24 protein-coding genes are annotated in these 23,071 nt (G+C 68.7%); 12 read left to right on the top strand and 12 right to left on the bottom strand.

The features are described from left to right. Positions 1 to 3: 3 nt before the first annotated feature. Entirely contained in the window at positions 4 to 1,032 is a 1,029-nt protein-coding gene (locus GLO27_RS00635) for a DUF917 family protein (protein ID WP_029259729.1), read from the top strand. Continuing rightward, positions 1,029 to 2,543: a helix-turn-helix domain-containing protein gene (locus GLO27_RS00630; protein ID WP_167253127.1), complete on the top strand. Its 1,515-nt coding sequence runs from the start codon at positions 1,029 to 1,031 to the stop codon at positions 2,541 to 2,543. Before GLO27_RS00635 ends, GLO27_RS00630 begins: the two co-directional genes overlap by 4 nt. 12 nt (positions 2,544 to 2,555) lie before the next feature. Here GLO27_RS00630 and GLO27_RS00625 read toward each other — a convergent pair whose 3' ends face one another. From GLO27_RS00625 to GLO27_RS00610, 4 genes are all read right to left on the bottom strand, one after another. After that, on the bottom strand, positions 2,556 to 2,969 hold the full coding sequence (locus tag GLO27_RS00625; protein WP_021198098.1) for a VOC family protein: 414 nt from the start codon (positions 2,967 to 2,969) through the stop codon (positions 2,556 to 2,558). Between the two features lie 105 nt (positions 2,970 to 3,074). Then, positions 3,075 to 3,326, bottom strand: coding sequence for a thioredoxin family protein (locus GLO27_RS00620; RefSeq protein ID WP_292774793.1), 252 nt, complete (start codon positions 3,324 to 3,326; stop codon positions 3,075 to 3,077). A 144-nt stretch (positions 3,327 to 3,470) separates the two neighbouring features. Further along, positions 3,471 to 3,779: a hypothetical protein gene (locus GLO27_RS00615; RefSeq protein WP_031206640.1), complete on the bottom strand. Its 309-nt coding sequence runs from the start codon at positions 3,777 to 3,779 to the stop codon at positions 3,471 to 3,473. Between the two features lie 124 nt (positions 3,780 to 3,903). Further along, positions 3,904 to 4,644, bottom strand: a complete 741-nt coding sequence (locus GLO27_RS00610; protein ID WP_167253125.1) for an NAD(P)H-binding protein — start codon at positions 4,642 to 4,644, stop codon at positions 3,904 to 3,906. A 106-nt stretch (positions 4,645 to 4,750) separates the two neighbouring features. Between GLO27_RS00610 and GLO27_RS00605 the strand changes: the two genes are divergently transcribed. Both GLO27_RS00605 and GLO27_RS00600 read left to right on the top strand, forming a co-directional pair. Further along, the gene (locus GLO27_RS00605; protein ID WP_167253123.1) at positions 4,751 to 6,100 is read left to right on the top strand and encodes a M20/M25/M40 family metallo-hydrolase; all 1,350 of its coding nucleotides are present in this window, start codon (positions 4,751 to 4,753) and stop codon (positions 6,098 to 6,100) included. Positions 6,101 to 6,155: 55 nt separating this feature from the next. Further along, positions 6,156 to 7,616, top strand: coding sequence for an MFS transporter (locus tag GLO27_RS00600; protein WP_167253121.1), 1,461 nt, complete (start codon positions 6,156 to 6,158; stop codon positions 7,614 to 7,616). Positions 7,617 to 7,619: 3 nt separating this feature from the next. Here GLO27_RS00600 and GLO27_RS00595 read toward each other — a convergent pair whose 3' ends face one another. The 5 genes from GLO27_RS00595 to GLO27_RS00575 form a co-directional block, all read right to left on the bottom strand. Then, positions 7,620 to 8,447, bottom strand: a complete 828-nt coding sequence (locus GLO27_RS00595; protein WP_021198092.1) for an acyl-CoA thioester hydrolase/BAAT C-terminal domain-containing protein — start codon at positions 8,445 to 8,447, stop codon at positions 7,620 to 7,622. Continuing rightward, the gene (locus tag GLO27_RS00590) at positions 8,444 to 8,737 is read right to left on the bottom strand and encodes a hypothetical protein (RefSeq protein WP_208323443.1); all 294 of its coding nucleotides are present in this window, start codon (positions 8,735 to 8,737) and stop codon (positions 8,444 to 8,446) included. The genes GLO27_RS00595 and GLO27_RS00590 overlap by 4 nt, the downstream gene beginning before the upstream one ends. 206 nt (positions 8,738 to 8,943) lie before the next feature. Next, the gene (locus GLO27_RS00585; RefSeq protein ID WP_021198090.1) at positions 8,944 to 10,113 is read right to left on the bottom strand and encodes an RtcB family protein; all 1,170 of its coding nucleotides are present in this window, start codon (positions 10,111 to 10,113) and stop codon (positions 8,944 to 8,946) included. Between the two features lie 275 nt (positions 10,114 to 10,388). Continuing rightward, positions 10,389 to 10,793, bottom strand: a complete 405-nt coding sequence (locus tag GLO27_RS00580; protein ID WP_021198088.1) for a VOC family protein — start codon at positions 10,791 to 10,793, stop codon at positions 10,389 to 10,391. A 33-nt stretch (positions 10,794 to 10,826) separates the two neighbouring features. Continuing rightward, positions 10,827 to 11,594 (bottom strand): siderophore-interacting protein, encoded by a 768-nt coding sequence (locus GLO27_RS00575; RefSeq protein ID WP_021198087.1) that lies wholly within the window; start codon positions 11,592 to 11,594, stop codon positions 10,827 to 10,829. 100 nt (positions 11,595 to 11,694) lie between these two features. Here GLO27_RS00575 and GLO27_RS00570 point away from each other — a divergent pair, with 100 nt between their 5' ends. Genes GLO27_RS00570 through GLO27_RS00555 form a run of 4 tightly spaced genes read left to right on the top strand, consistent with a single transcriptional unit; the run spans position 11,695 to position 15,513 of the window. Beyond that, entirely contained in the window at positions 11,695 to 12,690 is a 996-nt protein-coding gene (locus GLO27_RS00570; protein WP_029259750.1) for an ABC transporter substrate-binding protein, read from the top strand. A gap of 48 nt (positions 12,691 to 12,738) precedes the next feature. Continuing rightward, the gene (locus GLO27_RS00565) at positions 12,739 to 13,725 is read left to right on the top strand and encodes an iron chelate uptake ABC transporter family permease subunit (RefSeq protein WP_029265990.1); all 987 of its coding nucleotides are present in this window, start codon (positions 12,739 to 12,741) and stop codon (positions 13,723 to 13,725) included. 16 nt (positions 13,726 to 13,741) lie between these two features. After that, positions 13,742 to 14,761, top strand: coding sequence for an iron chelate uptake ABC transporter family permease subunit (locus tag GLO27_RS00560; RefSeq protein ID WP_021198084.1), 1,020 nt, complete (start codon positions 13,742 to 13,744; stop codon positions 14,759 to 14,761). After that, positions 14,758 to 15,513: an ATP-binding cassette domain-containing protein gene (locus GLO27_RS00555; protein ID WP_021198083.1), complete on the top strand. Its 756-nt coding sequence runs from the start codon at positions 14,758 to 14,760 to the stop codon at positions 15,511 to 15,513. The genes GLO27_RS00560 and GLO27_RS00555 overlap by 4 nt, the downstream gene beginning before the upstream one ends. A 14-nt stretch (positions 15,514 to 15,527) precedes the next feature. Here the strand turns inward: GLO27_RS00555 and GLO27_RS00550 are convergent, their stop codons facing one another. The 3 genes from GLO27_RS00550 to GLO27_RS00540 are packed head-to-tail and all read right to left on the bottom strand — an operon-like array spanning position 15,528 to position 17,458. After that, positions 15,528 to 15,725, bottom strand: coding sequence for a hypothetical protein (locus GLO27_RS00550; protein WP_167253117.1), 198 nt, complete (start codon positions 15,723 to 15,725; stop codon positions 15,528 to 15,530). Positions 15,726 to 15,747: 22 nt separating this feature from the next. After that, positions 15,748 to 16,707 (bottom strand): DNA-3-methyladenine glycosylase 2 family protein, encoded by a 960-nt coding sequence (locus GLO27_RS00545; protein WP_167253115.1) that lies wholly within the window; start codon positions 16,705 to 16,707, stop codon positions 15,748 to 15,750. A 43-nt stretch (positions 16,708 to 16,750) separates the two neighbouring features. Further along, entirely contained in the window at positions 16,751 to 17,458 is a 708-nt protein-coding gene (locus GLO27_RS00540) for a winged helix-turn-helix domain-containing protein (RefSeq protein WP_021198080.1), read from the bottom strand. A gap of 332 nt (positions 17,459 to 17,790) precedes the next feature. Between GLO27_RS00540 and GLO27_RS00535 the strand changes: the two genes are divergently transcribed. The 4 genes from GLO27_RS00535 (at position 17,791) to GLO27_RS00520 (ending at position 23,045) form a co-directional block, all read left to right on the top strand. Continuing rightward, positions 17,791 to 18,099, top strand: a complete 309-nt coding sequence (locus tag GLO27_RS00535; protein WP_021198079.1) for a GNAT family N-acetyltransferase — start codon at positions 17,791 to 17,793, stop codon at positions 18,097 to 18,099. Positions 18,100 to 18,151: 52 nt separating this feature from the next. Further along, positions 18,152 to 18,634 carry a DIP1984 family protein gene (locus GLO27_RS00530; RefSeq protein ID WP_021198078.1) on the top strand — a complete coding sequence of 161 codons (483 nt, stop codon included), beginning with the start codon at positions 18,152 to 18,154 and terminating at the stop codon, positions 18,632 to 18,634. 256 nt (positions 18,635 to 18,890) lie between these two features. Continuing rightward, entirely contained in the window at positions 18,891 to 20,060 is a 1,170-nt protein-coding gene (locus GLO27_RS00525; RefSeq protein WP_029259753.1) for an exonuclease SbcCD subunit D, read from the top strand. Continuing rightward, entirely contained in the window at positions 20,061 to 23,045 is a 2,985-nt protein-coding gene (locus GLO27_RS00520; RefSeq protein WP_167253113.1) for an SMC family ATPase, read from the top strand. Positions 23,046 to 23,071 lie beyond the last annotated feature (26 nt).

Raw genomic sequence — 23,071 nt, 5'->3', positions numbered from 1 at the left:
CGCATGATGCTGCAGCGCGACGACCTCACGGCGCTCGCCCGCGGCTATGCGCTGCTCGGCTCCGGCGGCGGCGGCTCGACGACCATGCTCGAGCTGATGCTCGCCGGTGCCGAGGGCTGGCCGATCGAGGTCTCGCCGATCTCGGCGCTCGACCCCTCCACGCCCTGTCTCGGGGTTGCCTTCGTCGGCTCGACCATGCTGCTGGAGGAGCGTCTTCCGGGTGCGGCGCCGTTCACCCGGCTGCTCGACGCCGTCGAGCGGTGGATCGGTCATCCGGTCCCGGCGGTCTGTTCCCTCGAAGGCGGAGGCATGAACGGGCTGGCGCCGTTGCTGCTGGCCGGGTCGCATGTCGTGGTCGATGCGGACTGCACCGGCCGGGCCGTTCCGGGACTCGACCAGATGTCGCTGTTCGTGGATCGCGTCCCCGGCCTCGTGTTCGCCTGCGATACGGGCTTCGATGGCGTCGCGCTCGTCGAGGCGCACCGGGCGATCGATGCCGAGCGTGTCGTCCGATCGGCGATCATCCAGGCCGGCGGGGTCGGCTGCGCCGTGCTGGGCGGGTTCACGGTCGGCGATCTGCGGGAGCACGCGATCGGCGGCCACCTCGCCCATGCGCTCGACCTCGGTCGGGCTTATCTCGGCGCCGCGACCGCTCCACTCCCGATCCTCGCCGATGCGCTCGGGGCGGAGCTTCTCGCCGAGGGGCGCATCGTCTCGGTCTCCTCGTCTGCGCACGATCCCCACGTGAACGCGGTGGAGATCAGCGGGCTCGCCGGGGCCGTGCACCGGGTGGTCAGTCGCTCCGAGACCCTCGCCGTGCTGACCGACGGCCGTCTGGTCGCATCCGCGCCGACGATCATCGTGGTCATCGATGCGATCTCGCGGGAGATCCTGGAGGTCACCGAGCTTCGACTCGCGCGGAACGTCGCGGTGCTCGCCATCCCCGCGCCGGAATGGTGGAATGCCCGACCGGATCGGCGGGCGAAAGTGCTGCCCTCGGCATACGGACTCGACGATCTGGACGCGGCGTGAACGAGAGACTGCAGTTGAGCGCGCTGCTCGCCCACGGCGAGAACGGCGGGCTTCGGAGAGTCGCGGGCCCCGAGGACGCCGCGTGGGAAGCGGTGACGGTAGGGGCGGGGGAGTCCGAGCTGAGCGCGAGCGGGCCCGATCGGCTCGCGGTCCTGACGGCGACCGCCCCGACGTCGACCTGGCAGCAGGACGCGCTGTTGCGGCGGCTGCGTGATCGCGGATACACGGGACTGGCGCTTTCGGGAGCGGCCTCGTTCGATGCCGGTGCTTTCCGCCTCGCGGATCGGATCGGTCTGTGCCTGCTCGATGTCGAACGTCCCATCCAACTCGCGAAAGCGTGCTGGATGCTGATCGAGGCGCGGGATGCGCTGACGCTCAGCCAGGTGCGCAAGGTCGCGCAGTCGTTCGAGTATGCCGCCGATGACCTGGCCGATCTGCTGGGGCACATCGCCGCGAACCTCGGTGTCGGTGCCGCGCTGATCGACTCGTCGGGAGTGCTGCAGGAGGCAGGTGCGCATCTCGACGAGCGACTGCACGCCGCGATCGGTTTCGAATCCTGGCTCGATCGGGCCGGTGTCGGCGATGCGGCGGCCGCGTCGGTGCGTGTGGACAGCCCGGGTCGCACCGGGTTGCGGCTCGTGCTCTTCGGTCGAGGACTCGGGGAGGCACAGGTGCAGTCGCTCTCCGTCGCCGCCGAGGTGGCGATGCCGGCGGTCGCCGCACGCATCTTGATCGACGAGGTGGCGGCAGTGAACGACGTCGCCGTGTCCTCCGGGCTGCTGCGCGACTTCGTCGATCTGCATGGGACGGCCGACGCCGATGTCGAGCGGCGCATGGCCGAGCGCGGCTGGCGCACCGGTGGACATCACCTCGGCTTCCGGATGGTGGCGAGGGGACGACTCGATTCCTTCTCGCTGCTGCGGACGGTCAGTGCCGGGCTCAGCGCCATCGACGGCGATGCGCACGCGACGACGGCCGGTCGAGGACTGAGCGGGTGGCTGACCTTCCCGGAGTCGCCGGATCCTGACCGGGTGGAGCGGGCGGTCGCGTCCCTGCGGGAGCTCCATCTGAGTGCCCTGCGCGATTTCGCCGTCGCCACCGGCATCGGCTCGCTCCAGGGAGGACCGGAAGGACTCGCCGCGACTCTCGACGAGGCGGGGGATGCGGCGCGCATCGCGGCGTCGCGATCGGCGACAGGGTGGTTCGTGCGCGTCGACAGCCTCGGACTCGAGCAGCTCCTGCTCGCCTGGACCGGGAACGACACGTTCGTCCCCGCTGCGGAATCCCTGCTCGCACCGTTGCGGGAGGGAGGGGGAGAGCTGCTCACCACCCTTTCGTCGTACCTCGACCACGAATCGGGCATCGCTGCGACCGCGACGGCGCTCGGTCTGCACCGCAACACCGTGACCGTGCGGATCCGGCGTGTGCAGGAACTCCTCGGCATCGACCTGACCGACCCGGAAGCGCGCTTGGCGCTGCATCTCGCCTGTCGGGCGGTGCAGCCGCGCTGACGCGGAGCGGTCTCACTCCTCCGGGTCGCCGTGCAGCATCCACGGGATGCCGAAGCGATCGACGAGCATGCCGAAGAGGCCGCCCCACGGGGGCACGTCCAGCGGCATCGTGATCGTCGCGCCGTCGGAGAGCTTCTCCCACACGGCGCGGGTGGTGTCCTGGGAGTTGCCGCTCAGTGACACCGAGAACCCCTGCGGCTTCTCGTAGGGCATGCCGTCGGGGGAGTCGGAGGCCATGAGCACCAGACCGCCCGGAGCATCGAGTTGGGCGTGCATGACGAGGTCCTTCTGGCTCGGATCCTGCACCATGTCGGGGAACTCTCCGAAGGTGTTGATCACCAGGTCACCGCCGAGGACGCTCTGATAGAACTCCATCGCCGTGCGGGCCTCGGTGCGGAACGAGAGATACGGGTTGAGAGCGGGCATGAAGACTCCAGGAGTGTGTGAACGGTGTCATGACCGGCACCGCTGGAACTCAGTCTGCGCTCGGATCGAGAGGGTCCGCAAGAGGGATCCGGAGCGACGGCGGCCCTAGGCCGGGAGCGCCTTGACCGCGGCGGTGAGCACCTGCGGGACCGTCGGCACACCGGTGGCCCGGAAGACTTCGGTGCCGGTGGAATCGTGGATGATCACGGTCGGTGTGAACCCGATATCCAGCTTCTCGGCAGCATCCGGATCCTGTGCGACGTCGAACTCGGTCACGGTCGCGTCGGGGAGGAATCGTGCGGCCTCGGCGAGAACGGCCCGGGTCCGGGCACAGGCGCCGCAGAACGACGATGACACCAGGGTCAGTTGAATGTGCACCTCCAGGGGGCGCCGCGCGCCACCATGGATGCAACCGTCACCTGTTCCGTGGTGTTCCCGAGAGGCGGCGGAGGTGCTCAGGCGACGGAACGCCGCACGCTCGGTCGGATCAGCCTCGAGAGGTCATCCGCGGTCGAGGCCGAAGGTGTGCTTCACGAGCGCGCGCACGTCACGGTCGAGGCCTTCGATACGGCTCCCCACGGCGTCGATGCGAGTGTTCACCGAGACGAATCGCGCATCGACGGCCTCGAACCGCGCATCGACGGCCTCGAACCGCGCGACCATCTCGGTGCGGAGCCCGCCGATCTCTGACCTCACGCCGCCGATCTCGGCTCGCAACACTCGGATGAACAGCGTCGAGACCACCGTGACCATTCCGAACATCAGCGCGATGACGGCACCGATCATGGTCCAGATCTGCGGCTCGGTCATCGTGATCACGCTCTCATTCTGGTCGGATGATCTCATCCTGCCAAGACCACGAACCTGGATGCGGCGAGTGGGGAGAAGCCTGTTCCGGAGCAATATGTGGAGAGGGACTGGATCAAGGGCACCGCTAGCGGGCGGCGAGCCATTCGGCGAAGCTCTGACGTCCGAGATCTGCGTCAGGACCGGGGAGAGCATGCCCCGCTCTCATGCCGGCCATCTGCGGCCCCGGCACGTTGAGTCTCGGTATCCATCCGCGGAATCCCGTCCGCCGCGCGAACGCACGCACCATGTCAGACAACTGCTCTTCCCGAGGGCCGGCGAAGTCACGCACGCGTCCCTGCGGATCGGCAGCGGCGAGTGCTGCGAGACGCGCGCCCACTTCGCTCGCAGCCACGGGCTGTGTGCGGGCGTTCGGGGCGATGTGCACGGGTCCCAACTTCGCCCGCGCGAACACCTGCTCCGCGAACTCATGGAACTGCGTGGCCCGCAGGATCGTCCACGGTACGCGCGACGCCTCGACGATCTTCTCCTGGGCGATCTTGCCGGCGTAATAGTCGTAGGGAATGCGGTCGATCCCGACGATCGACAGCAGCACGACCTGTCCGACTCCCGCATTCGACGCCGCTGAGACCAGGTTTCCGGTCGCGGCGGTGAAGAACTCGATGGCCGCGCTCGCCTTGAGCGTCTCGATGCTCGCGACGTCGACCACTGCGTCAGCGCCTGCCAGGGCGTCGTCCAGCCCCCGCCCGGTCACCAGGTCGACTCCCTGCGACCGGCTGAGGACGACCGCGTCGTGTCCCGCTGTGCGCACCGCCTCGACGGTGTGCCGTCCGACGGTCCCGGTTCCTCCTGCGACGGCGATCCTCATCCGTGTTCTCCTTCGTCTCGGTACATCTTCTCCGGAATCGACGATGCAGGCGACCGAAACGCGTGATGTCGGATCGCGCCGGAACGCGGCCCCGCTGCTGGGTACGATGGCGACTGTGACCACACCGACCGTGCGCCCGGGCATCGCCGAGCGACTTTCGCAGATGATCCGGATACCGACGGTCTCGGCCGAGCTCGAGGAACGCGGACCTGCGCCCTTCGAGGAGTTCGTCGCGCTGATCGCGGAGCTCTACCCGTTGACGCACGAGAAGCTGGGTCTGGAACGGCACACCGACTTCGGCCTCCTGTTCCACTGGGAGGGGAACGGTGCGACCTCCGACGAGCCCGTCGTGCTGATGGCCCACTACGACGTCGTCCCGGTCGACGAGAGCGACGACTGGACCCATCCGCCGTTCGCCGGCGTGATCGCCGACGGATCGGTGTACGGCCGCGGAGCGCTGGATGACAAGGGCCCGCTGATCGTGGTCCTCGAGGCGGTCGAGAATCTTCTCGCCGACGGGTTCGTGCCGCCCCGTGACGTGTACCTCTCCTTCGGGGGCAACGAGGAGACGTACGGGCGCGCCGCCGAGGAGATCGCACGGGTGCTGCGCGAACGCGGGGTGGTCCCGTGGCTCGTGGTCGACGAGGGCGGTGCCGTGGTCGACGCGCCCCTGCCCTTCGTTCCCGGCCGTGCCGCGATGATCGGTGTCGGGGAGAAGGGCGTGATGACACTCCGGCTGACGGCCCGCGGCGACGGCGGCCACGCCTCCGCTCCGCCGTCGTCGACCGCCGTCCGGCGCATCGCCACGGCCGTGGACCGACTCGGACCCACCACCTTCCGCCCGCGGGCGTCGAAGGCGATCCTGCGGATGCTGTCGCAGCTGGCCGGGCAGACTCCGGGCCCGGCTCGGCACCTGCTGCGGTTGCTGAGTTCTGCCCCGCTGCTCACCGCGCAGGTCTTCGCCGCCCTCGGCGGTGAACCCGCAGCTCTCGTGCGCACCACGGTCGCGCCGACGATGCAGTCGGGCGGTACTGCGGCGAACGTGCTGCCGTCTCAGGCATCCGCCACCGTCAACCTGCGCATCGCGCTCGGCGAGACGACGCAGCAGACGGTGTTCCGGGTACGTCGGCGCATCCGTGACCCGCTCGTCACGGTCGAGGTCGTCGAAGCGAGCGAGCCGTCGCCGGAGTCACCGACGGACAACGCCCAGTTCGCGCTCCTCGCCGAAGCCCTCGACGTCGCTTTCCCCGGGGTGCCCGCGGTGCCGTATGTGATGATGGCCGCCACCGATTCGCGACACTTCCACCGGTTCTCGCCGGCGGTCTACCGCTTCGCACCGCTGGACATGTCGAACGCCCAGCGTGCCTCGATCCACGGCGTCGACGAGAGCGTCGAGATCGCCGCCCTGGAGCGGGGGGAGCGATTCCACCGGGCGCTGCTCGAACGGCTAGGGTGATCTCACCCTTCCCCCGGAGTGTGCCGGGGAACCCGAAGCAGAAGCAGGAGACGCGATGACGCGCACCCGCACCCTGGGCACCCTCGCCATCGTCGTGGGCTTCCTCGCCTTCGTGGAGTTCACGAGCGGTGTGCTGCAGGGGTACTACACCCCGATGCTCACCGACATCGCGCGCCATCTGGGGATCCACGACGCCGATGTGAACTGGCTCGAGGGAGCGCAGTTGATGCTGTCGGCACTCGTGGTCCCGGCGTTCGCGAAGCTCGGTGACATGGTCGGCCACAAGCGGATGCTGCTGATCTCGACCGCTGTCACCGCCGCCGCCGCTCTGGTGCTGCCTTTCACCGACTCTTTCCCGGTGTTCCTCGCGGCGTGGGCGCTGATGGGGTTCTACGTGGTCTGGCTTCCGCTGGAGATCGCTCTGATCTGGTCGCGCTCGCGGCGCATGGAGGGGCGTTCCTCGATCACGGCGAAGGCAGCGGGCCTCCTCGTCGCGGCGCTCGAAGGAGGGGCGATCATCGGCGCGCTCGTGGGTGGCGCACTCATCGATGTCCTGCCGCTCACCGTGGTGCTGCTGGTGCCTGCCGTGCTGATCGTGGTCTGCTTCTTCGTGATCCTGTTCGGGGTCAAGGAGTCGCCGGAGCCGACGGGTGGTCTCTTCGACACGGTCGGCCTCGTGCTCATCTCCCTCGCCCTCGTCTGCTTCACCGGGGGTCTCAGTCTGCTTCGGCTGGAGGGCGGCCTGACCAACCCCTGGTCCTGGGCGGTGGTGGTGCTCGGCGTCCTGCTGGTGATCCCGTTCGTCCTCTGGGAGCTCCGCGCCGACGATCCGCTGATCGATGTGCGGATGTTCCGTTCGCCGGCGCTCGGCCCCGTCTTCCTGACCGCCGGGCTCTTCGGCGTCAGCGTGCTCGGCGCGCAGGCTCCGCTGTCGACGTTCGCGCGTACCGATCCGACGGTCTACGGCTACGGTCTCGGCACGAGCGGCTTCGCGACCTCGCTGATCATCGGCGTGTATCTGATCGCCATGATCGCGGGGGCTCTCCTGTTCCCGACCGTCGCCCGGCGGGCCACGCCGCGCCTGACGCTGATGGGTGCGTCCGTGCTGGTCGGCATCGGGTTCCTCCTCTTCCTTCCGTTCCACGACACGTACGCGCAGGTCATCACGAACATGGTCGTTGTCGGACTCGGCTCGGGAGCGCTGGTCGCCGCGCTCCCCGCCGCTGCCGCATCGGCCGCTCCGGCCACGCAGACCGGTGTCGCGACGGGGCTCACCAACTCGGTGAAGACCGTCGGCGGCGCGATCGCCTCGTGCGTGTTCGGCATCGCGCTCCTGCATGGGGTCGCGAGCACGGCAGGTGCGACCGAGGGAACGGCCGGCTCGCTCGCGGGCTACTTCACGGTGTGGATCGTCTGCGGGGTGACCGCCCTCGTGGCCGCGGTGATCCTCGTGTTCGTCCCGAAGACCGCGTTCACCGACCGATCTGTCGAGACCGAGGCGGCCTCGGCCCTCTGACGCTCAGGCGCGCAGCCCGAGTGCGTGCACGATCTGCGGCCACGCGAGGGAACCGAGTTCCGCGTCAGCCGACGGTGAGCCTCCTCGTGCCATCGTCACTCCACCGGTGGCGATCGACTCGCCGGGCAGGATCATCCGGTGCCCGGCGGGGGAGTGCGTGATCAGCGTCGTCTCCCGTCCGTTCGCTCTGCGGCGCTCGACGACCTCGGCGGCGAACCGGTCGCTCGGCCAGACACGGTCGTCGCCTCCCGCGATGAGCACGACGACGCCGCGGATGCTCTCTGAGCGGATCGTGGCGGCTGCAGTGGCGTCAGGAGCGCGATCGAGGCTCGACTGGTACAGGGACCGGTACTCGGGCGGTTCGGTCGACGGCGACCACGACGAGTCGAACGGGACAGCCGGGAGCGGAGCCCCCTGCCAGGTCCAGTGCGACGACCAGTCCCCGTCGGCGAACCCCGCCCAGACGACGGATGACGGTGCGACCGCGACCGTCGCGTCGACCGGGTGAAGGGACGCGGTGACCAGGGCAGCCTCCGCACCGAACGACGTTCCGAAGATCGCGACGCGGTCGGCATCGTGCCGCAGGAGGTCCAGCTGATCCGTGAACAGCTCGATCGGCACTTCGTGGGGTGAGGGGCGCTGACCCGCACCCCCGAACCAGCGGATGGCGCGGACCCGGGCCCCGTGCCGTGCGAACAGGTCGGCCCGTTCTGCCTCCACGCGCCCACTCGACCCCGCGAGGAGCAGGATCGCGGTGCCGTTGGGTACTTCCGGATAGGCGTCATACCGGTCGGGCGGGGCAACCGAAGCGTGGTCTCGAAGCGTCGTCATCCGTCGCGGTCGAGACCGAACGTGCGCTTCACGATCGCCTGCACGTCGCGGTCGAGCCCATCGATGCGGTTGTTCACGGCATCGAATCGTGCGTTCATCTCGGTGCGCAGACCGCCGATCTGCCCGTTCATCTCGGTGCGCAGACCGCCGATCTGCGCGTTCATCTCGGTGCGCAGACCGCCGATCTCACTGCGGATGATCCGGACGAACAGGGTCGAGACGACCGTGAGCGTGCTGAACATCAGCACGGTGAACGATCCGATCATCGTCCAGATCTGCGCGTCATTCATGAATCCCACTTCCTCATCGTCGCATCGATTCGGCAAGCCTGCCAGAGCACGGGAGCCGAAGATATCGGTCGCGCACGAGAGGGGGATAACCCGGCCTCTGACGTGTCGGAGCAGGAGAAGACGATCCGCCCGCGGATCTCGCGGGGAACTCGCGGGGAAGAGGTGGAGAGGAGACCGGGCGGTGGGATCCCACCGCCCGGTCCTGCTCAGTCGCCCTTCACGTTGACGATCTGCCGCAGCGTGTGCCGGATCGATACGAGTCCGGCGGCATCCGCCATCACCTGGTCGATCGGCTTGTACGCCTGCGGGATCTCGTCGATGAAGGCATCGGTGTCACGGAACTCGATGCCCGTCATCGCCTCTCGCAGCTGGTCGTGCGTGAAGGTCCGCCGCGCCGCCGAGCGGGAGTACTCCCGTCCGGCACCGTGCGGGGAGGAGTTCAGCGACTGCGGGTCGCCGAGCCCTTCCACCACGTAAGAGGCGGTCCCCATCGACCCGGGGATGAGGCCCGGTCGACCGGCGTCCGCCTGGATGGCTCCCTTCCGTGACACCCACACCTGCTTCCCGTAGTGCTTCTCCGACTCGGTGAAGTTGTGGTGGCAGTTGATGCGCTCCTGTTCGTCGACCGGGGTTCCGAGGAACTCCGACACCTGCCGGATGACGCGATCCATCATCTCCTCCCGGTTCAGCAGCGCGAAGTGCTGGGCCCACCGCAGCTCCCGGATGTAGCGGGTGAACTCCGGTGTGCCCTCGACCAGGTATGCCAGGTCGGGGTCGGGAAGGTCGATCCACCACTGCCTCGCCAGCCGCTGGGCGACGGCGATGTGGTGCCCGGCGATCTTGTTGCCGACGCCTCGCGAGCCCGAGTGCAGGAACAGCCAGACCCGATCGAGCTCATCGACCGACACCTCGATGAAGTGGTTGCCTGAACCGAGCGTGCCCAACTGCAGACGCCAGTTCCCGGCGTACTGCGCCGGGTCGAAGCCGTTCTTCTCGGCGAGCTGCTCCAGCTCGGTGATGCGCGGTTCCGCGGTGGCCACGACCTTGCGGTTGTACCGGCCGGCCGACAGGGGGATGGCGCGCTCGATCTGCTCCCGGAGGTCGGCGAGCCGACGACCGTCGACGTCGCTCCTCGTGAACGGCGTACGAACGGCGATCATCCCGCAGCCGATGTCGACGCCGACGGCGGCGGGGATGATCGCGCCGAGCGTCGGGATGACCGAGCCGACCGTCGCCCCCTTGCCGAGGTGCGCGTCCGGCATCAGTGCCAGGTGCGGGTGGATGAACGGCATGCGGGCCGTGGTGTGCGCCTGAGCGAGTGTCTTCTCGTCGATCAGGGACGCCCACGACAGCAGCCGTGCGGAGAGCCTCTCCATGATTCCTTTCCTTGTGGTGATGTCCAGCCACAGGTCAGAGGAGTCTCCAACGGAAAACGCCCCGGACCTGACGGTACGGGGCGTTGCGAGAGCGGATGCTGTCACACGGCGCGTGCCGGAGGGTACGACTCGTAGCGGTCATTGCGCTTCTGCTGAAGCGGCAACACCGCTGCCTGGGGAAGGTTCCGCTGCGCGGTCATCCGTCGTGCTCCTCGGCTGGTGTGCTGCGCCGATCGGCACAGCTTTGCCACACTAGGGCGCGACACGCCCGGGAGTCAAGTTGTCTCACGGGGCGGGTTGTGCATGAACTCGACCCGGATGCCGTCCGCGTCCTCGACGAACGCGGCGTAGTAGCTCTCCGAGTAGCGCGGATACTCCTTGGGCTCGCGGACGGCTGTCCAGCCGGCGTCGACCGCGACCGCGTGCAGGCGGTCGACCTGCTCGCGCGTCGGTACCGCGAAGGCGATGTGCTGCCAGCCGATGCGGCCATGCTGATGCGGAGCGGAGTCCTCATCCCAGGTGTAGAGGATGATCTCGGTCTCGTCGCCGTTGTTCCATGAGATCGAATGATCGTTCGCGCCCCCGCTCTGATATCCGAGAGCGGTGAGCACGGGGTGGAACTGCGCCCGTCCGCGCTCGAGGTCGGCGACGGTGATGCCCAGATGATCCAGAAGAGCCATGGGTCGAGTCTTCCAGCAACCGCCGACGTCGTACTAGTGCGGGGCGTGGTATTCGGCTTCGCCGCGCTTCCAGTAACCCTTCACGACGGCTTTCGCGGTGTCGACGCTCCAGCGCTCGAGCAGCGCTCGGCCGGGCTTCACGATCGACTGCTCGGCGGCGATGAAGACGAACGGGTCGGCACCGATCGCGTGCTCGGCGGTCAGCCCCTCGAGGAAGGCGATGAGGGCGGAACCGGAGGGCGCCTCGCCACGATGCAGCCACTCGATGTCGACGGGCGCGTCGATGTCGACCTCTCGGCCGGGGTTCACGGTCTCGATCACGATGCGTGCGGGCGTGCCGTCGGGGATCAGTGCGGCGAAGCGACGGATCGCCGGAATAGCGGTTTCGTCGCCCACGAGCAGCCACGAGCCGGGCTCACCGGACAGAACGGCCGCTCCGCGGGGACCGCCGACACCGATCGTCGATCCGAGCGGTGCCGTCGCCGCCCACGGCGCGGCGACGCCCTGGTCACCGTGCACGGCGAACTCGACGTCGAGCCAGTCCTCGCCCCAGGCGAGCGGTGTGTATTCGCGGCTGGGTGACGCTCGGAGCTCCTCGACGGATTCGGTGGGGCCCGCGGGGAAGAACAGGCGCATGTGGTCGTCGGAGCCGGGAGAGTCGAAGCCGGCGAGATCGGAGCCCGTCAGGCGCACACGCACGAAGTCGGGGGCCAGCCACTCGCGGGCGCTCAAGGTGACGTTGCGGAAGCGCAGCTCGAGGCCGCGACGCTCGATCGAGAAACCGGATTTCGTATCGCTCATAAAGTAAGGCTAACCTAAATGTGCCGAGGGGAGTCGCCCTCCACTCTCGGCTTCCGGCGCCGCAGCGTGCGCATCGATCCCGCAGAACAGGAGTCTCTCCATGTCCGTGCCCAGAACCCTCACCGCCACGAGCGCCGCTCTCGTCGGCCTCCTCGCCCTCGCCGGCTGCACCTCCGGTGGCTCGGCGGAACCGGAGAAGACCGAACCCGCAGCAGCGACCGTCACGATCGAGGACAACACCGGCACGCACGAGATCGCGACGCCTCCCACATCCGTCGTCGCGCTCGACAACCGCACCTTCCAGACGCTTTCCGACTGGGACGTCGAGCTCTCAGCCGGGGCCGTCGCGCTCATGCCGGAGACCGTGTCGTACGTGAAGGACGACGCGATCGTCGACATCGGACTGCACAGCGAGCCCGACCTCGAAGCGGTCGTCGCCGTCGAGCCTGACCTGATCATCAGCGGCCAGCGGTTCACTCAGCACAACGCCGCGATCGCCGATCTGGTCCCCGACGCCACGATCGTCGACCTCGAGCCGCGCGAAGGTGAGCCCTTCGGAGACGAGCTCAAGCGCCAGGTCACCGTCCTCGGCGAGATCTTCGGCAAGCAGGACGAAGCCAAGAAGCTCGTGGACGACTTCGACGCCGCTGTCGAGCGCGCCAAGGCGGCGTACGACGATGCCGACACCGTCATGGCCGTGAACACCTCCGGCGGACAGATCGGCTACCTCGCCCCGACCGTCGGACGCTCGCTCGGACCGATCTACGACATGCTCGGCCTGACCCCCGCGCTCGAGGTCGACGACGCGACCGACGACCACCAGGGCGATGACATCTCGGTCGAGGCGATCGCCGCCTCGAACCCCGACTGGATCCTCGTGCTCGACCGTGACGCCGTCTTCGCGGCCGACACCCCCGACTACGTGCAGGCCGCGGAGATCCTGGAGAGCTCCGAGGCGCTCGCCGGCGTCACCGCTGTGAAGCAGAAGCAGATCGTGTACATGCCCACCGACACGTACCTGAACGAGAGCATCCAGACGTACACGACGTTCCTCGACGACCTCGCCGACGCCCTCGAGAAGAGCGCGAAGAACTGAGGTACGGCGGCGGCATCCGGACGATCCGGGTGCCGCCGCCCCATCATCATGGTCTCCACCGACATCGCTCCGCCGCCCCGCTACGCCGGGCGGCTCTTCGACGTGAAACTGCTCATCGGCGTGCTCATCGTCGTCGTCCTGCTCGCGATCTCGCTCTTCACGGGTGTGTACGACGTCACCGGCGCGGACGACGGCGCGCAGATGTTCCAGATCACCCGAGTGCCCCGCACGATCGCCCTGGTCCTCGCCGGCGCCTCGATGGCCATGGCGGGCCTCGTCATGCAGCTGCTCACCCAGAACCGCTTCGTCGAACCGACGACCACCGGCACCACCGAATGGGCCGGCCTCGGGCTCCTGATGGTCATGATCCTCGTGCCGCAGCCGTCGCTTCCCCTCCGGATGGCCGGCGCGGTGCTCGCAGCGTTCATCGGCACGATGGTGTTTTTCGCGTTCCTGCGCCGGGTGGCACTCAAGTCGTCCCTGATCGTCCCGATCGTCGGCATCATGCTCGGGGCCGTGGTCGGCGCATTGTCGACGTACCTCGCGCTGGCCACCAACTCGCTGCAGATCATCGGCGTCTGGTTCGCGGGCAGCTTCACCTCGGTGATGCGAGGTCAGTACGAGATGCTCTGGATCGTGGCTGTCATCGGGGTGATCGTCTTCATCGTCGCCGATCGGCTGACCATCGCGGGGCTCGGCGAGGAAGTGGCCACCAACGTCGGCGTGAACTACAACAGGATCATCCTGCTCGGGACGGTGCTGATCGCGGTCACCACCGGCGTCGTCACCGTCGTCGTCGGCAATCTGCCCTTCCTGGGGCTGATCGTGCCGAACATCGTCTCGATGGTGCGCGGCGACGATCTGCGCAGCAATCTTCCGTGGGTGTGCCTGCTCGGCATAGCGATCGTCACCGTGTGCGACATCATCGGACGCACGATCATCATGCCGTTCGAAGTGCCGGTGTCGCTGATCCTCGGGGTGGTCGGCGCCGTGGTGTTCGTCCTTCTCCTGCTCAGGCAGCGTCGACGTGGCTAGCGGGGGGACGGGCGACGTGGCGACCGCCGGTGCGCTCCGGTCGGCGGGCTCGTTCACGACCCCAGGTGCGCGCCGGCGTTACGCCGTGGTGCTCGGGATCCTCCTGGTCCTCGCGGCAGGGTCGGGCTTCGGTCTGCTCGCCTGGGCGAATCCGATGCCGGTCGGCTCCACCGGGTTCTGGCGGATCGCGCAGCATCGCGCCACCGACGTCACGGTGATGGCCCTCGTCGCGGTCGCTCAGGCCGTCGCCACGGTGAGCTTCCAGACCGTCACCAACAACCGCATCATCACGCCGTCGATCATGGGGTTCGAATCGCTCTATCGAGTCGTGCAGACCTCGACCGTGTACCTGTTCGGAGTGGCAGGGATCGTGGCGATCCAGGGAATCGGGCAGTTCGCGATCCAGGTCGCGATCATGGTCGGTCTCGCCGTCGCCCTCTACGGTTGGCTGTTGTCCGGACGCTACGGCAATCTGCAGATCATGCTCCTGGTGGGCATCGTGATCGGAGGCGGCCTCGGGGCGATCGCGACGTTCATGCAGCGCCTGCTCACACCCAGTGAGTTCGACGTGCTCGCCGCGCGTCTGTTCGGCAACGTGTCCAATGCCGACCCCTCGTACCTCCCGCTGGCGATCCCGCTGGTCGTCGCGGCGTCTGCGTTGCTGTGGCTCCGTTCGCGCCGGCTCAACCTCATGGCACTCGGCCCGGACGCTGCGCGCTCCCTCGGCGTCGATCATCGCCGCGAACTGTTCATCGTGCTGTTCCTCGTCGCCGTGTTGATGGCCACCTCCACGGCGCTGGTGGGACCGATGACGTTCCTCGGCTTCCTGGTGGCGACGCTCGCCTACCAGTTCGCCGATACGCACGACCATCGGCTGATCTTCCCCGTCGCGGTGCTCACGGCCTTCACGATCCTGGCCGGGGCCTACTTCGTGATGAAGAACATCTTCTACGCGCAGGGGATGGTGTCGATCCTGATCGAGCTCGTCGGGGGCACCGTGTTCCTCATCGTCATCCTCAGAAAGGGCAGACTGTGATCGCTCTCGACGGCGTCCGCCGCGAATACAGCAGCGAGGTCGCGATCGGCCCCGTCGACCTCGAGATCCCCGCCGGCGGAATCACCGCCCTGATCGGTCCGAACGGCGCGGGCAAGTCGACGCTGCTCACGATGATCGGGCGTCTGACCGGGATGGATGCCGGTGCCATCGAGATCGCGGGGCTCGACGTGGCCTCGACGAGATCGAAGGATCTGGCGAAGGTGGTGTCGATCCTCCGTCAGGAGAATCACTTCGTCACCCGCCTCACCGTTCGCCAGCTGGTCGGTTTCGGGCGCTTCCCGCACTCGAAGGGCAGGCTGAACCGGGCCGACGAGGAGATCATCAGCCAGGCGATCGACTTCCTCGACCTCGGCGCTCTGGAGGGGCGCTACCTGGACGAGCTCTCCGGCGGGCAGCGTCAGCGCGCCTATGTCGCCATGGTCCTCGCCCAGGACACCGAGTTCGTGCTGCTGGACGAGCCACTGAACAACCTCGACATGCGGCACGCCGTGCAGATGATGAAGCATCTGCGCCGGGCCGCGGAGGAACTCGGGCGCACCATCGTGATCGTGCTGCACGACATCAACTTCGCCGGGCACTACGCGGACCACATCTGCGCGATGAAAGACGGTGCGGTCGTGGAGTTCGGCTCGCCGGCGGCGATCATGACGGACGACGTGCTCACGCGGGTGTTCGACACCCCGGTGCGCGTGGTCGACGGACCGTCGGGCCCGCTCGCCGTCTACTACTGAGTCGGGGCGACCACTCAGAGCTCGATGCCGTGGTCCTCGTTGTTGACGCCGGCGTTGTTCCCTCGGCGCGATTCGTATCCGAGGAACCAGCCGAGCCACACGATGGCCGCGAGCAGGACGCCGAGCCAGACGTTCTGGAAGATCAGCCCGATCACGACGCCGACGATCAGCAGGCCGACGGTGACGAGGATGCGCAGCATGGAACGGGACATGGCACCAGCTTAGGTGCCGACGTCAGCGGCGGCGATGGTCTTCGGGTGCGAGACGGGGCCCCCGGCGCGGTTCCTGCACACCACTCGCATGGATGAGGCGGACGACGCGTTGTCGTTGTCCGGCCCACGGCGCGAGGAGCTCGATCATCCCGGCGTCATCGGTGCGTGCGCCCGTCAGCGCGTGGCCGACCTCATGGGCGAGGTGGTAGTCGCCGATACTGACCGCGTCCGGATCCCCGAGCGCGCGGATGCGCGTCTCCGCCGACGTCCAGACCCCCACGCCGGGAAGGCTCGTGAGCACGCGGTCTCGGTCATCTCCCGAGGCGGCGGCTCTGACGGCTCGGGAGATGCGATCTCCGCGCTCGGCCGCACGCACGATGGTGCGCGACTGGGGCGGCTCGACGCCGGCACGATGCCAGGCCCAGGACGGGATGCGATGCCACTGGTCGGGGGACGGCGCGGCGAACATCGGCCGCGGGGTGGGACCGGGAGCGGGTGCTCCGAACCGCGAGATCAGCCAGCGCCACGCGCCGAAAGCCTGCATGCCGGTCACCTTCTGCTCGATGATCGCACACGCGAGCGCATCGAACACCTCGTCGGTACGCGTCAGACGCAGCCCCGGGTGGCGTCGTGCGGTGTCGGCGATGAGCGGATGCAGGGAAGGATCGAAGTCGGTGGCGTCGTCGTGGGCACCGCAGAGCGCGGGCACCAGATCGAGGGCGATGCCCGATCCGGGGCCCCACGCGGTCGCGTGGACCTCGCCGCCGAGCATGCGCAGAGCGAGGGTCGTCGGTCCGAGGGGTGTGCGCAACGCGCGCCAGATGACGGTTCCGTCGATGACCATCGTCGGGTCGTTGCGACCGCGGCGGAGCATGCCGACCGTTCGGTGGAGATCGAGCTCGTGCGGCGGGCGGTAGACGGTCTCCTGAGCAGTGTCCGCGGGGGCGGCGTCCGCCGAGGCGGAGCGCGCTGTCAGGGTCATGCGCCCACCCTACGCGCAGCTGCTGACACCGGCTCCCGGCGACTCAGAAGCGGTCGGGCGAGGGGGTTCCGTGGCCGTAGCGGATGACGACGTCGGCGTGGCGGTCGAAGCGGTAGCCGATGCCGCGCACGGTGCGGACGATGTCCTCATAGCGACCCAGCTTCGCGCGCAGGCGGCGCACGTGCACGTCGATCGTGCGCTCACCGGGCGTCTCGTCGTCCTGGGCCTGCCAGAGCGCGGAGACCAGCTCGCTGCGTTCGATCGTGCGCCCCTCGCGGAGCACGAGGTACTGCAGCAGTTCGAACTCCTTGTATGTGAAGGCGGCGGACTCGCCGTCGATCAGCACGCGCTTGCGGGAGATGTCGACGGTGACGCCCGTCTCCTCGTCCGTGGTGTCCTCTTCCGCAGCGGCCTTGGTGCGCGCGATGGCACCGGGCTCCTGCAGAGCGAGACGGACCACGTCGAGGTCGCGGCCGCCCGATCCGTGCGGGGCGAGGGCCACCGTGGCGTGCGTCTCGGCTCCCGGGGCGAGCTCGGCGAGGGTGCGGCGCAGCGCGTCGACGAGAAGGGGGAGGCTGACGCCGGCTTCGGCGGCCTTGATCTCATCCAGCCCGACGTAGAGGGCGAAGCCACGGGGTGAGCGCACGGCGGGAAGATCGGCTCCTGCGGCGGACAGGGGCGCGGCGGCTTCGTGCTGCGTGCGGATCGCGGCGGTGGTGGCGGGACGCTCGAGAAGTGCGGTGTTCGACATGATGATGAAGTCCTCAGGACGTGAGCCCGGATCGAGCGGGGCTCTGATGCGTTGCATGAATGACCGGCGGAGCCGGGAAGCGAGCAAGGGTGGATGCTCGGAGACGCTGACCTCGCAGATCGCGAGGAGTTCAGGTCAGGCGGGGTGGCTGTTCGTTCAGCGACACATTCGGCAACACATGCCAACGCGACCGGGCATCATCATCCCGGCAGTCCCGTTCGCCTCCTGGGCGGACAAAGGGCGTGCGTTGGTGGTCATGGGGGGATTATGTCCGATCGTGACGCCCCATGTCAAAACGCCCGGCGGCTCCGGGCGGGCGTAACGTGGTTCGAATGACGATCTCGCACACCGTCGGAGGCTTCATCCTGACCGACGAGAAGGACGCTTCGCGCTACACGCTCATGCGCGACGGGACGCTCGTGAGTGTTCTGGACTACCGGGACGACGGGCGCACCATCGCGCTCACCCGAGCCTTCACGATCCCGACTTTCCGGGGCAACGGCTACGCGGGAAAGGTCGTCGAGGGTGCGGTGGCCGACATCGAGGAGCGCGGTGATCGCAAGGTCGATGCCGTGTGCTGGTACGTGGCCGACTGGTTCACCGCGCACCCGGAGCACTCGGGTCTGCTGCGCTCCCGCTGACTCTCCGGCCATATGACGAACTGTTACGGTCGCTCCCTGCGAGGATGAGCTCATGAAACTCGCCGAGGCCCTCACCGCACGCGCCGACCTGCAGCGCCGCATCGAGCAGCTGCGGGCGCGTATCGTCGCGAACGCCCGCTACCAGGAGGGCGAGGAACCGGCGGAGGACGCGGCCGCGCTGATCGTCGAGGCCGATGCCGCGCTCACGCAGCTGCGCGATCTCATCCGCCGCATCAACGCCACCAACGCGCGCCTCGACCTGGGGGCGGACGGCACCATGACCGATGCGCTCGCCGCCCGTGATGTCCTGCGCCTGCGGCATTCGGTGCTGACCGATGCCGCGACCGCCGCCTCGGGGGCCAACGACCAGTTCCTCCGCCAGATGAGGTCGGAGCTGCGTCAGGTCTCCGCGCTGCCCGTCGCGCCGCTGCGCTCCCGTGCCGACGCCGTGGCTCAGGAGCTGCGCGAGCTCGACAATCGGATCCAGCAGGCGAACTGGTCGAACGACCTCGAGGAGGAGAGCGGAAGTCGGTAGTCACGACGAGGCGGGCACAACCCTCAGCCGGCGGGGCAAGCCGGCACCTGTCGGGCGGAGGGCAGCCCAGATATCGCATCGCGCAGCCCCGCACGCCGCACAGGTGAAGGTGCACACGGCATCTCGCATCACCGCGTGCCGATCATCGTGACGAGGGTGGGTCAGGGGACCTTCCGCTTCCTCCTCCGCAGGGCGTGAGAGCGGTGCTGCGGCACGCCTCGGATGAAATGTCGGAGGGGGTTCGTACGGTGTGAGTATGCGCATCCTGCACACCTCCGACTGGCACATCGGCCGGACGTTCCATGGCAACTCGACCATGGACGCCCTCGCCGAGGTGCTCGGGGCGCTCACCGCGCAGGTTCGCGAGAACGCGGTCGACGTCGTCGTCGTCGCGGGAGACGTCTTCGACTCCGCCACGCCCTCCGGAACCGCATACACCCTGCTCGGCGATGCGCTGGTGGCGCTGCATGAGACAGGGGCGCGGGTGATCGTGACCAGCGGCAACCACGATTCGGCCGCGCGCCTCGGCTTTCAGGCGCGGCTGCTCCGCGAGGGCATCCACGTGCTGACCGACCCGCTCGCGGTGGGAGCGCCTGTGACCGTCAACGATGCGCACGGGCCCGTGCACTTCTTCGGCATTCCCTACCTCGAACCCGCCATCGTGCGACAGCACTGGCCCGATGGCGACAGCTCCGGGCGCCCGTTGCGCACGCAAGCGCAGACCATGGCTCACGCGATGCACCTGGTCCGCGCCGGCATGGAACAGCACCCGGGGCGCTCGGTCGCGATCGCGCACTGCTTCGCCGCCGGTGTCGACGCCACCGCCGGGCTCGAACGCGAGGTGCGTCAGGGCGGCCTCGACGTCGTGCCGCTGAGCGTCTTCGACGGTCCTGACTACGTGGCGCTCGGCCACATCCACGGGCGTCAGCAGCTCAGCGATCGGGTGCGCTACGCGGGCGCTCCTCTGCACTACAGCTTCGGCGAGCAGCACAAGCCCCGCGGTTCCTGGCTCGTCGACATCGATGCCGAGGGTCTCTCCGGAGTCGAATGGTTGGAGCTGCCGGTGCCGCGCCGCCTCGTCACACTCACGGGCGCGCTCGACGATCTCCTGTCGACCGAACTGGTCGCAGAACACGCGGGCGACTGGGTCTGTGCCGTCTACACCGACGCCGTGCCGCAGACAGAGCCGATGCGGCGTCTTCGCGAGAGCTACCCGTACTGCGCCATGGTGCAGCACCAGCCCTCGGTCACCGCCGAGGCGGACGAGCGCTCCTATGTGCAGCGTCTGCGCACCGCGGTCACCGATGCCGACCGCATCGAGGCCTTCCTCGAGCACGTCAGGGCGGGGCACGGAGCGACGGAGGCGGAGGGCGAGCTGATCCGCGCGGTGCTCGACGAGCGAGTTCGTGCCGAGGCTCTCGTCTAGATGCGTCTTCATCGCCTGGAGGTCGAAGGGTTCGGCCCCTTCCGGTCACGTCAGATCGTCGACTTCGACGCGTTCGCCGACGACGGCATCTTCCTGATCGCCGGACGGACGGGGGCGGGCAAATCCAGCATCCTCGACGCCGTCTGCTTCGGCCTCTACGGCGGAGTGCCGCGCTACGACGGTGGCGAGAAGCGGCTGCGGAGCGACCACTGCGAGCCCGACGATCCCTCCGAGGTCGTCGTCGAATTCAGCACGCCGACCGGCCGCTTCCGGGTGACCCGGTCGCCCGAGTACCTGCGCCCGGCCAAGCGCGGGGGAGGGATGACCAAGCAGGCCTCGGCCGTCGCCCTCGACGAGTGGACGGATGTCGGGTGGATCGGTCGTGCGGCGCGGGCCGTCGATGTCGCCGGAGAGCTCGACGAGATCCTGCAGCTCAGCCGTGAGCAGTTCCTGCAGGTGATCCTGCTCGCGCAGAACCGGTTCTCGGAGTTCCTCCTCGCGGGCAGTCGAGACCGCCAGGCGCTTCTGCGCCGCCTGTTCGGCACCCAGCGGTTCGAAGATGTGCAGGCGCGGTTCGATGAGCGTCGTCGTGTGGCCGAGTACGCTCTGGGCGCCCGGCTCGCGACGGTCGAGGCCCGCGTCGAGGAGGCTGAGCGGCTGGTGTCCGCCGATGGCCTGTCAGGAGAGGGCGATGAGACCCCGCCCGAGACGGTTCGCGCCCCGTCTTCGATCGAAGATCGACTCGACGCCCTCCGACGTGCGAAGGCCCGCGCCGACTACCGCGCAGAGCGTCGAGCATCCGAGCAGGTCGACGCGGAGAAGCGGTCGGCCGCAGCCGACGAGTCTCTCGCCGTGGCGCGGGACGAGCAGCGGGCGCAGCGCGAGCGCGACCGCGCGAGGTCGGCGCTCGAACGACTCGAGGCCGAAGCGCCCCTGATCGACGATGCCCGCGCAGAGCTCGCTGCGGCCCGAGCCGCGGAGGCGCTGCGGTCGACGATCGCCGCAGTGGCGCGCGCGCATTCCGCGCTCGCGGTCGCCTCCCGAGACGAACAGGACGCCCACGCGGCGGGCGAGGCGCTCGGTCTCGACGTGGACGGCGACCTCGAGGCCTGGACGGCGGCGGCGACCAGAGAGAGCGGTGCCTGGCAACACGCGCGAGAACTCGAGGAGAGCGCGCCGACGCTCGACGCCGAAGTCCGCGCAGCGGAGGAGGCGGTCGTGGCAGCGACCGCGCGCATCGAAGCTGCGAACGTGAGGCGTGCCGCGCTTCCCGACGAGATCGCCGCGTTGCACACGCTGCGCGACGAGACCCGTCGCCTCGCCGATCGGGGGGAAGACCGGCAGGCCGCGCAGCAGGCGGCAGAGCTACGCCTCACGGCGGCGCACGAGGTGGAACGGCTGCGAATGGCCGAGATCTCCCTCGAGCAGGAGCTCTCGCAGGCCACCGCGCTGCACGCGGATACGCAGTCAGCTCTGGCGCGACTGCGTCAGCGACGAGCCGACGGCATGGCCGGAGAGCTCGCCTCGACGCTCCGCGACGAGCACCCCTGTCCGGTCTGCGGCTCGCTCGATCATCCGGCGCCGGCCACGCATTCGGATCCGGTCTCGCCCGAAGACATCGCCGCCGCAGAGGGCGCGCGAGATGCCGCATCGCAGAAGGAGCGTGATCTGGCGTCGAGCTCCTCGACGTTGCGCGCCGAACTCGCCGCCGTCACCGCCCGCGCCGACGGTCGGGATGTCGAACAGGCCGAGAGCGAGTACGCCGAGGCCGCTGCGGCACTCTCGAGCAGCCGTGCCGCCGCCGAGGCGCTGAAGACGCTCGACGGTCGCATGGACGAACTCGTCGCCCGTGTCGAACTCCTCGACGCCGAGCGGGAAGACGATGCCAGGGCTCTCGCAGAACTGCGCGAACGGCATGCGCTCCTCCGCCAGCGCAGCGCGGAGGCACACGAGCTGATCGCCGAGGCGCGGGGCGGTTTCGACACGGTTGCCGCACGGATGTCCGACACCGAGGCGAAGATCGCCGCGGCCCGCGCCGTGATCCATGCGATCTCGGAGCGGGCACGCAGGGTCGAAGCTCTCGCCGAAGCCGAGGCGGAGCGCGAGGCGGCGCTCGCAGACTCCGTGTTCGATGACGAGGCGGCGGCGGAAGACGCTCTACGCTCGGCCACAGAGCAGGAGGCGCTCGACACGCGGATCGCGCAGCATGCGGTGCAACGAGAGAAGGAACGGGCCATCCTGTTCGACCTCGAGTTGCGCACGCTGCCGGAAGAGCCGATAGACCTCGCGCCGGCCGAGCAGGCATCGGCGGACGCACGCAGCGTCTGGACGCGCGCGGTCGACGAAGCCGCCAGAGCCGCGGCAACCGCAGAGCGGCTCGGAGGGCTGATCGACTCGGCTTCGGACGAGCAGGCTCGCACCGCCGACGATGCCGCGGAGTTCGAGGTGCTGCAGAACCTCGCCGACACGATCGCGGGGCGAGGTGCCAACACCCGCAAGATGACGCTGGAGACGTTCGTGCTGGCCGCGGAGCTCGAGGAGATCGTCGAGGCGGCCAACCGTCGACTGCACGACATGTCCGCCGGTCGGTATCAGCTGCAGCACTCCGATGCGCTCGCTGCCCGCGGGGCGGCATCCGGACTCGGCATCGTGGTCTTCGACGCCTTCACCGGGCAGACCAGGCCGCCGCAGTCGCTGTCAGGGGGCGAGACGTTCCTCACATCGCTCGCCCTCGCCCTCGGACTGGCCGAGGTCGTGACCGCGCGCGCGGGCGGCATCCGTCTCGACACGCTCTTCATCGACGAAGGATTCGGTTCCCTCGACGGCGACACGCTCGATGTCGCCATGCGCACTCTCGACGAACTGCGGCAGGGGGGCCGCACCGTCGGAGTGATCAGTCACGTCGAGGCCATGCAGGAGCAGATCCCCGCCCAACTCACGGTGCGCGCACTGCCGAACGGACCCAGCGTCATCGAGGCGCGTTGACCCGAGACCGAGATCGAGGCTGACGC

It is taken from the genome of Microbacterium sp. Be9 (assembly GCF_011754135.1).
Taxonomy (GTDB): Bacteria; Actinomycetota; Actinomycetes; order Actinomycetales; family Microbacteriaceae; genus Microbacterium; species Microbacterium maritypicum_A.
Note: the sequence above shows the minus strand (reverse complement) of the source record. Positions and strands in the feature narration are given on the sequence as shown.

What these genes read in the sequence shown, in the direction of transcription:
- GLO27_RS00635 (WP_029259729.1), top strand. Translation starts at nt 4, where the DNA reads ATGATGCTGCAGCGCGACGACCTCACGGCGCTCGCCCGCGGCTATGCG.
- GLO27_RS00625 (WP_021198098.1), bottom strand. Translation starts at nt 2,969, where the DNA reads ATGCCCGCTCTCAACCCGTATCTCTCGTTCCGCACCGAGGCCCGCACG.
- GLO27_RS00615 (WP_031206640.1), bottom strand. Translation starts at nt 3,779, where the DNA reads ATGACCGAGCCGCAGATCTGGACCATGATCGGTGCCGTCATCGCGCTG.
- GLO27_RS00610 (WP_167253125.1), bottom strand. Translation starts at nt 4,644, where the DNA reads ATGAGGATCGCCGTCGCAGGAGGAACCGGGACCGTCGGACGGCACACC.
- GLO27_RS00605 (WP_167253123.1), top strand. Translation starts at nt 4,751, where the DNA reads ATGGCGACTGTGACCACACCGACCGTGCGCCCGGGCATCGCCGAGCGA.
- GLO27_RS00600 (WP_167253121.1), top strand. Translation starts at nt 6,156, where the DNA reads ATGACGCGCACCCGCACCCTGGGCACCCTCGCCATCGTCGTGGGCTTC.
- GLO27_RS00595 (WP_021198092.1), bottom strand. Translation starts at nt 8,447, where the DNA reads ATGACGACGCTTCGAGACCACGCTTCGGTTGCCCCGCCCGACCGGTAT.
- GLO27_RS00590 (WP_208323443.1), bottom strand. Translation starts at nt 8,737, where the DNA reads ATGAATGACGCGCAGATCTGGACGATGATCGGATCGTTCACCGTGCTG.
- GLO27_RS00585 (WP_021198090.1), bottom strand. Translation starts at nt 10,113, where the DNA reads ATGGAGAGGCTCTCCGCACGGCTGCTGTCGTGGGCGTCCCTGATCGAC.
- GLO27_RS00580 (WP_021198088.1), bottom strand. Translation starts at nt 10,793, where the DNA reads ATGGCTCTTCTGGATCATCTGGGCATCACCGTCGCCGACCTCGAGCGC.
- GLO27_RS00575 (WP_021198087.1), bottom strand. Translation starts at nt 11,594, where the DNA reads ATGAGCGATACGAAATCCGGTTTCTCGATCGAGCGTCGCGGCCTCGAG.
- GLO27_RS00570 (WP_029259750.1), top strand. Translation starts at nt 11,695, where the DNA reads ATGTCCGTGCCCAGAACCCTCACCGCCACGAGCGCCGCTCTCGTCGGC.
- GLO27_RS00565 (WP_029265990.1), top strand. Translation starts at nt 12,739, where the DNA reads ATGGTCTCCACCGACATCGCTCCGCCGCCCCGCTACGCCGGGCGGCTC.
- GLO27_RS00550 (WP_167253117.1), bottom strand. Translation starts at nt 15,725, where the DNA reads ATGTCCCGTTCCATGCTGCGCATCCTCGTCACCGTCGGCCTGCTGATC.
- GLO27_RS00545 (WP_167253115.1), bottom strand. Translation starts at nt 16,707, where the DNA reads ATGACCCTGACAGCGCGCTCCGCCTCGGCGGACGCCGCCCCCGCGGAC.
- GLO27_RS00540 (WP_021198080.1), bottom strand. Translation starts at nt 17,458, where the DNA reads ATGTCGAACACCGCACTTCTCGAGCGTCCCGCCACCACCGCCGCGATC.
- GLO27_RS00535 (WP_021198079.1), top strand. Translation starts at nt 17,791, where the DNA reads ATGACGATCTCGCACACCGTCGGAGGCTTCATCCTGACCGACGAGAAG.
- GLO27_RS00530 (WP_021198078.1), top strand. Translation starts at nt 18,152, where the DNA reads ATGAAACTCGCCGAGGCCCTCACCGCACGCGCCGACCTGCAGCGCCGC.
- GLO27_RS00525 (WP_029259753.1), top strand. Translation starts at nt 18,891, where the DNA reads ATGCGCATCCTGCACACCTCCGACTGGCACATCGGCCGGACGTTCCAT.
- GLO27_RS00520 (WP_167253113.1), top strand. Translation starts at nt 20,061, where the DNA reads ATGCGTCTTCATCGCCTGGAGGTCGAAGGGTTCGGCCCCTTCCGGTCA.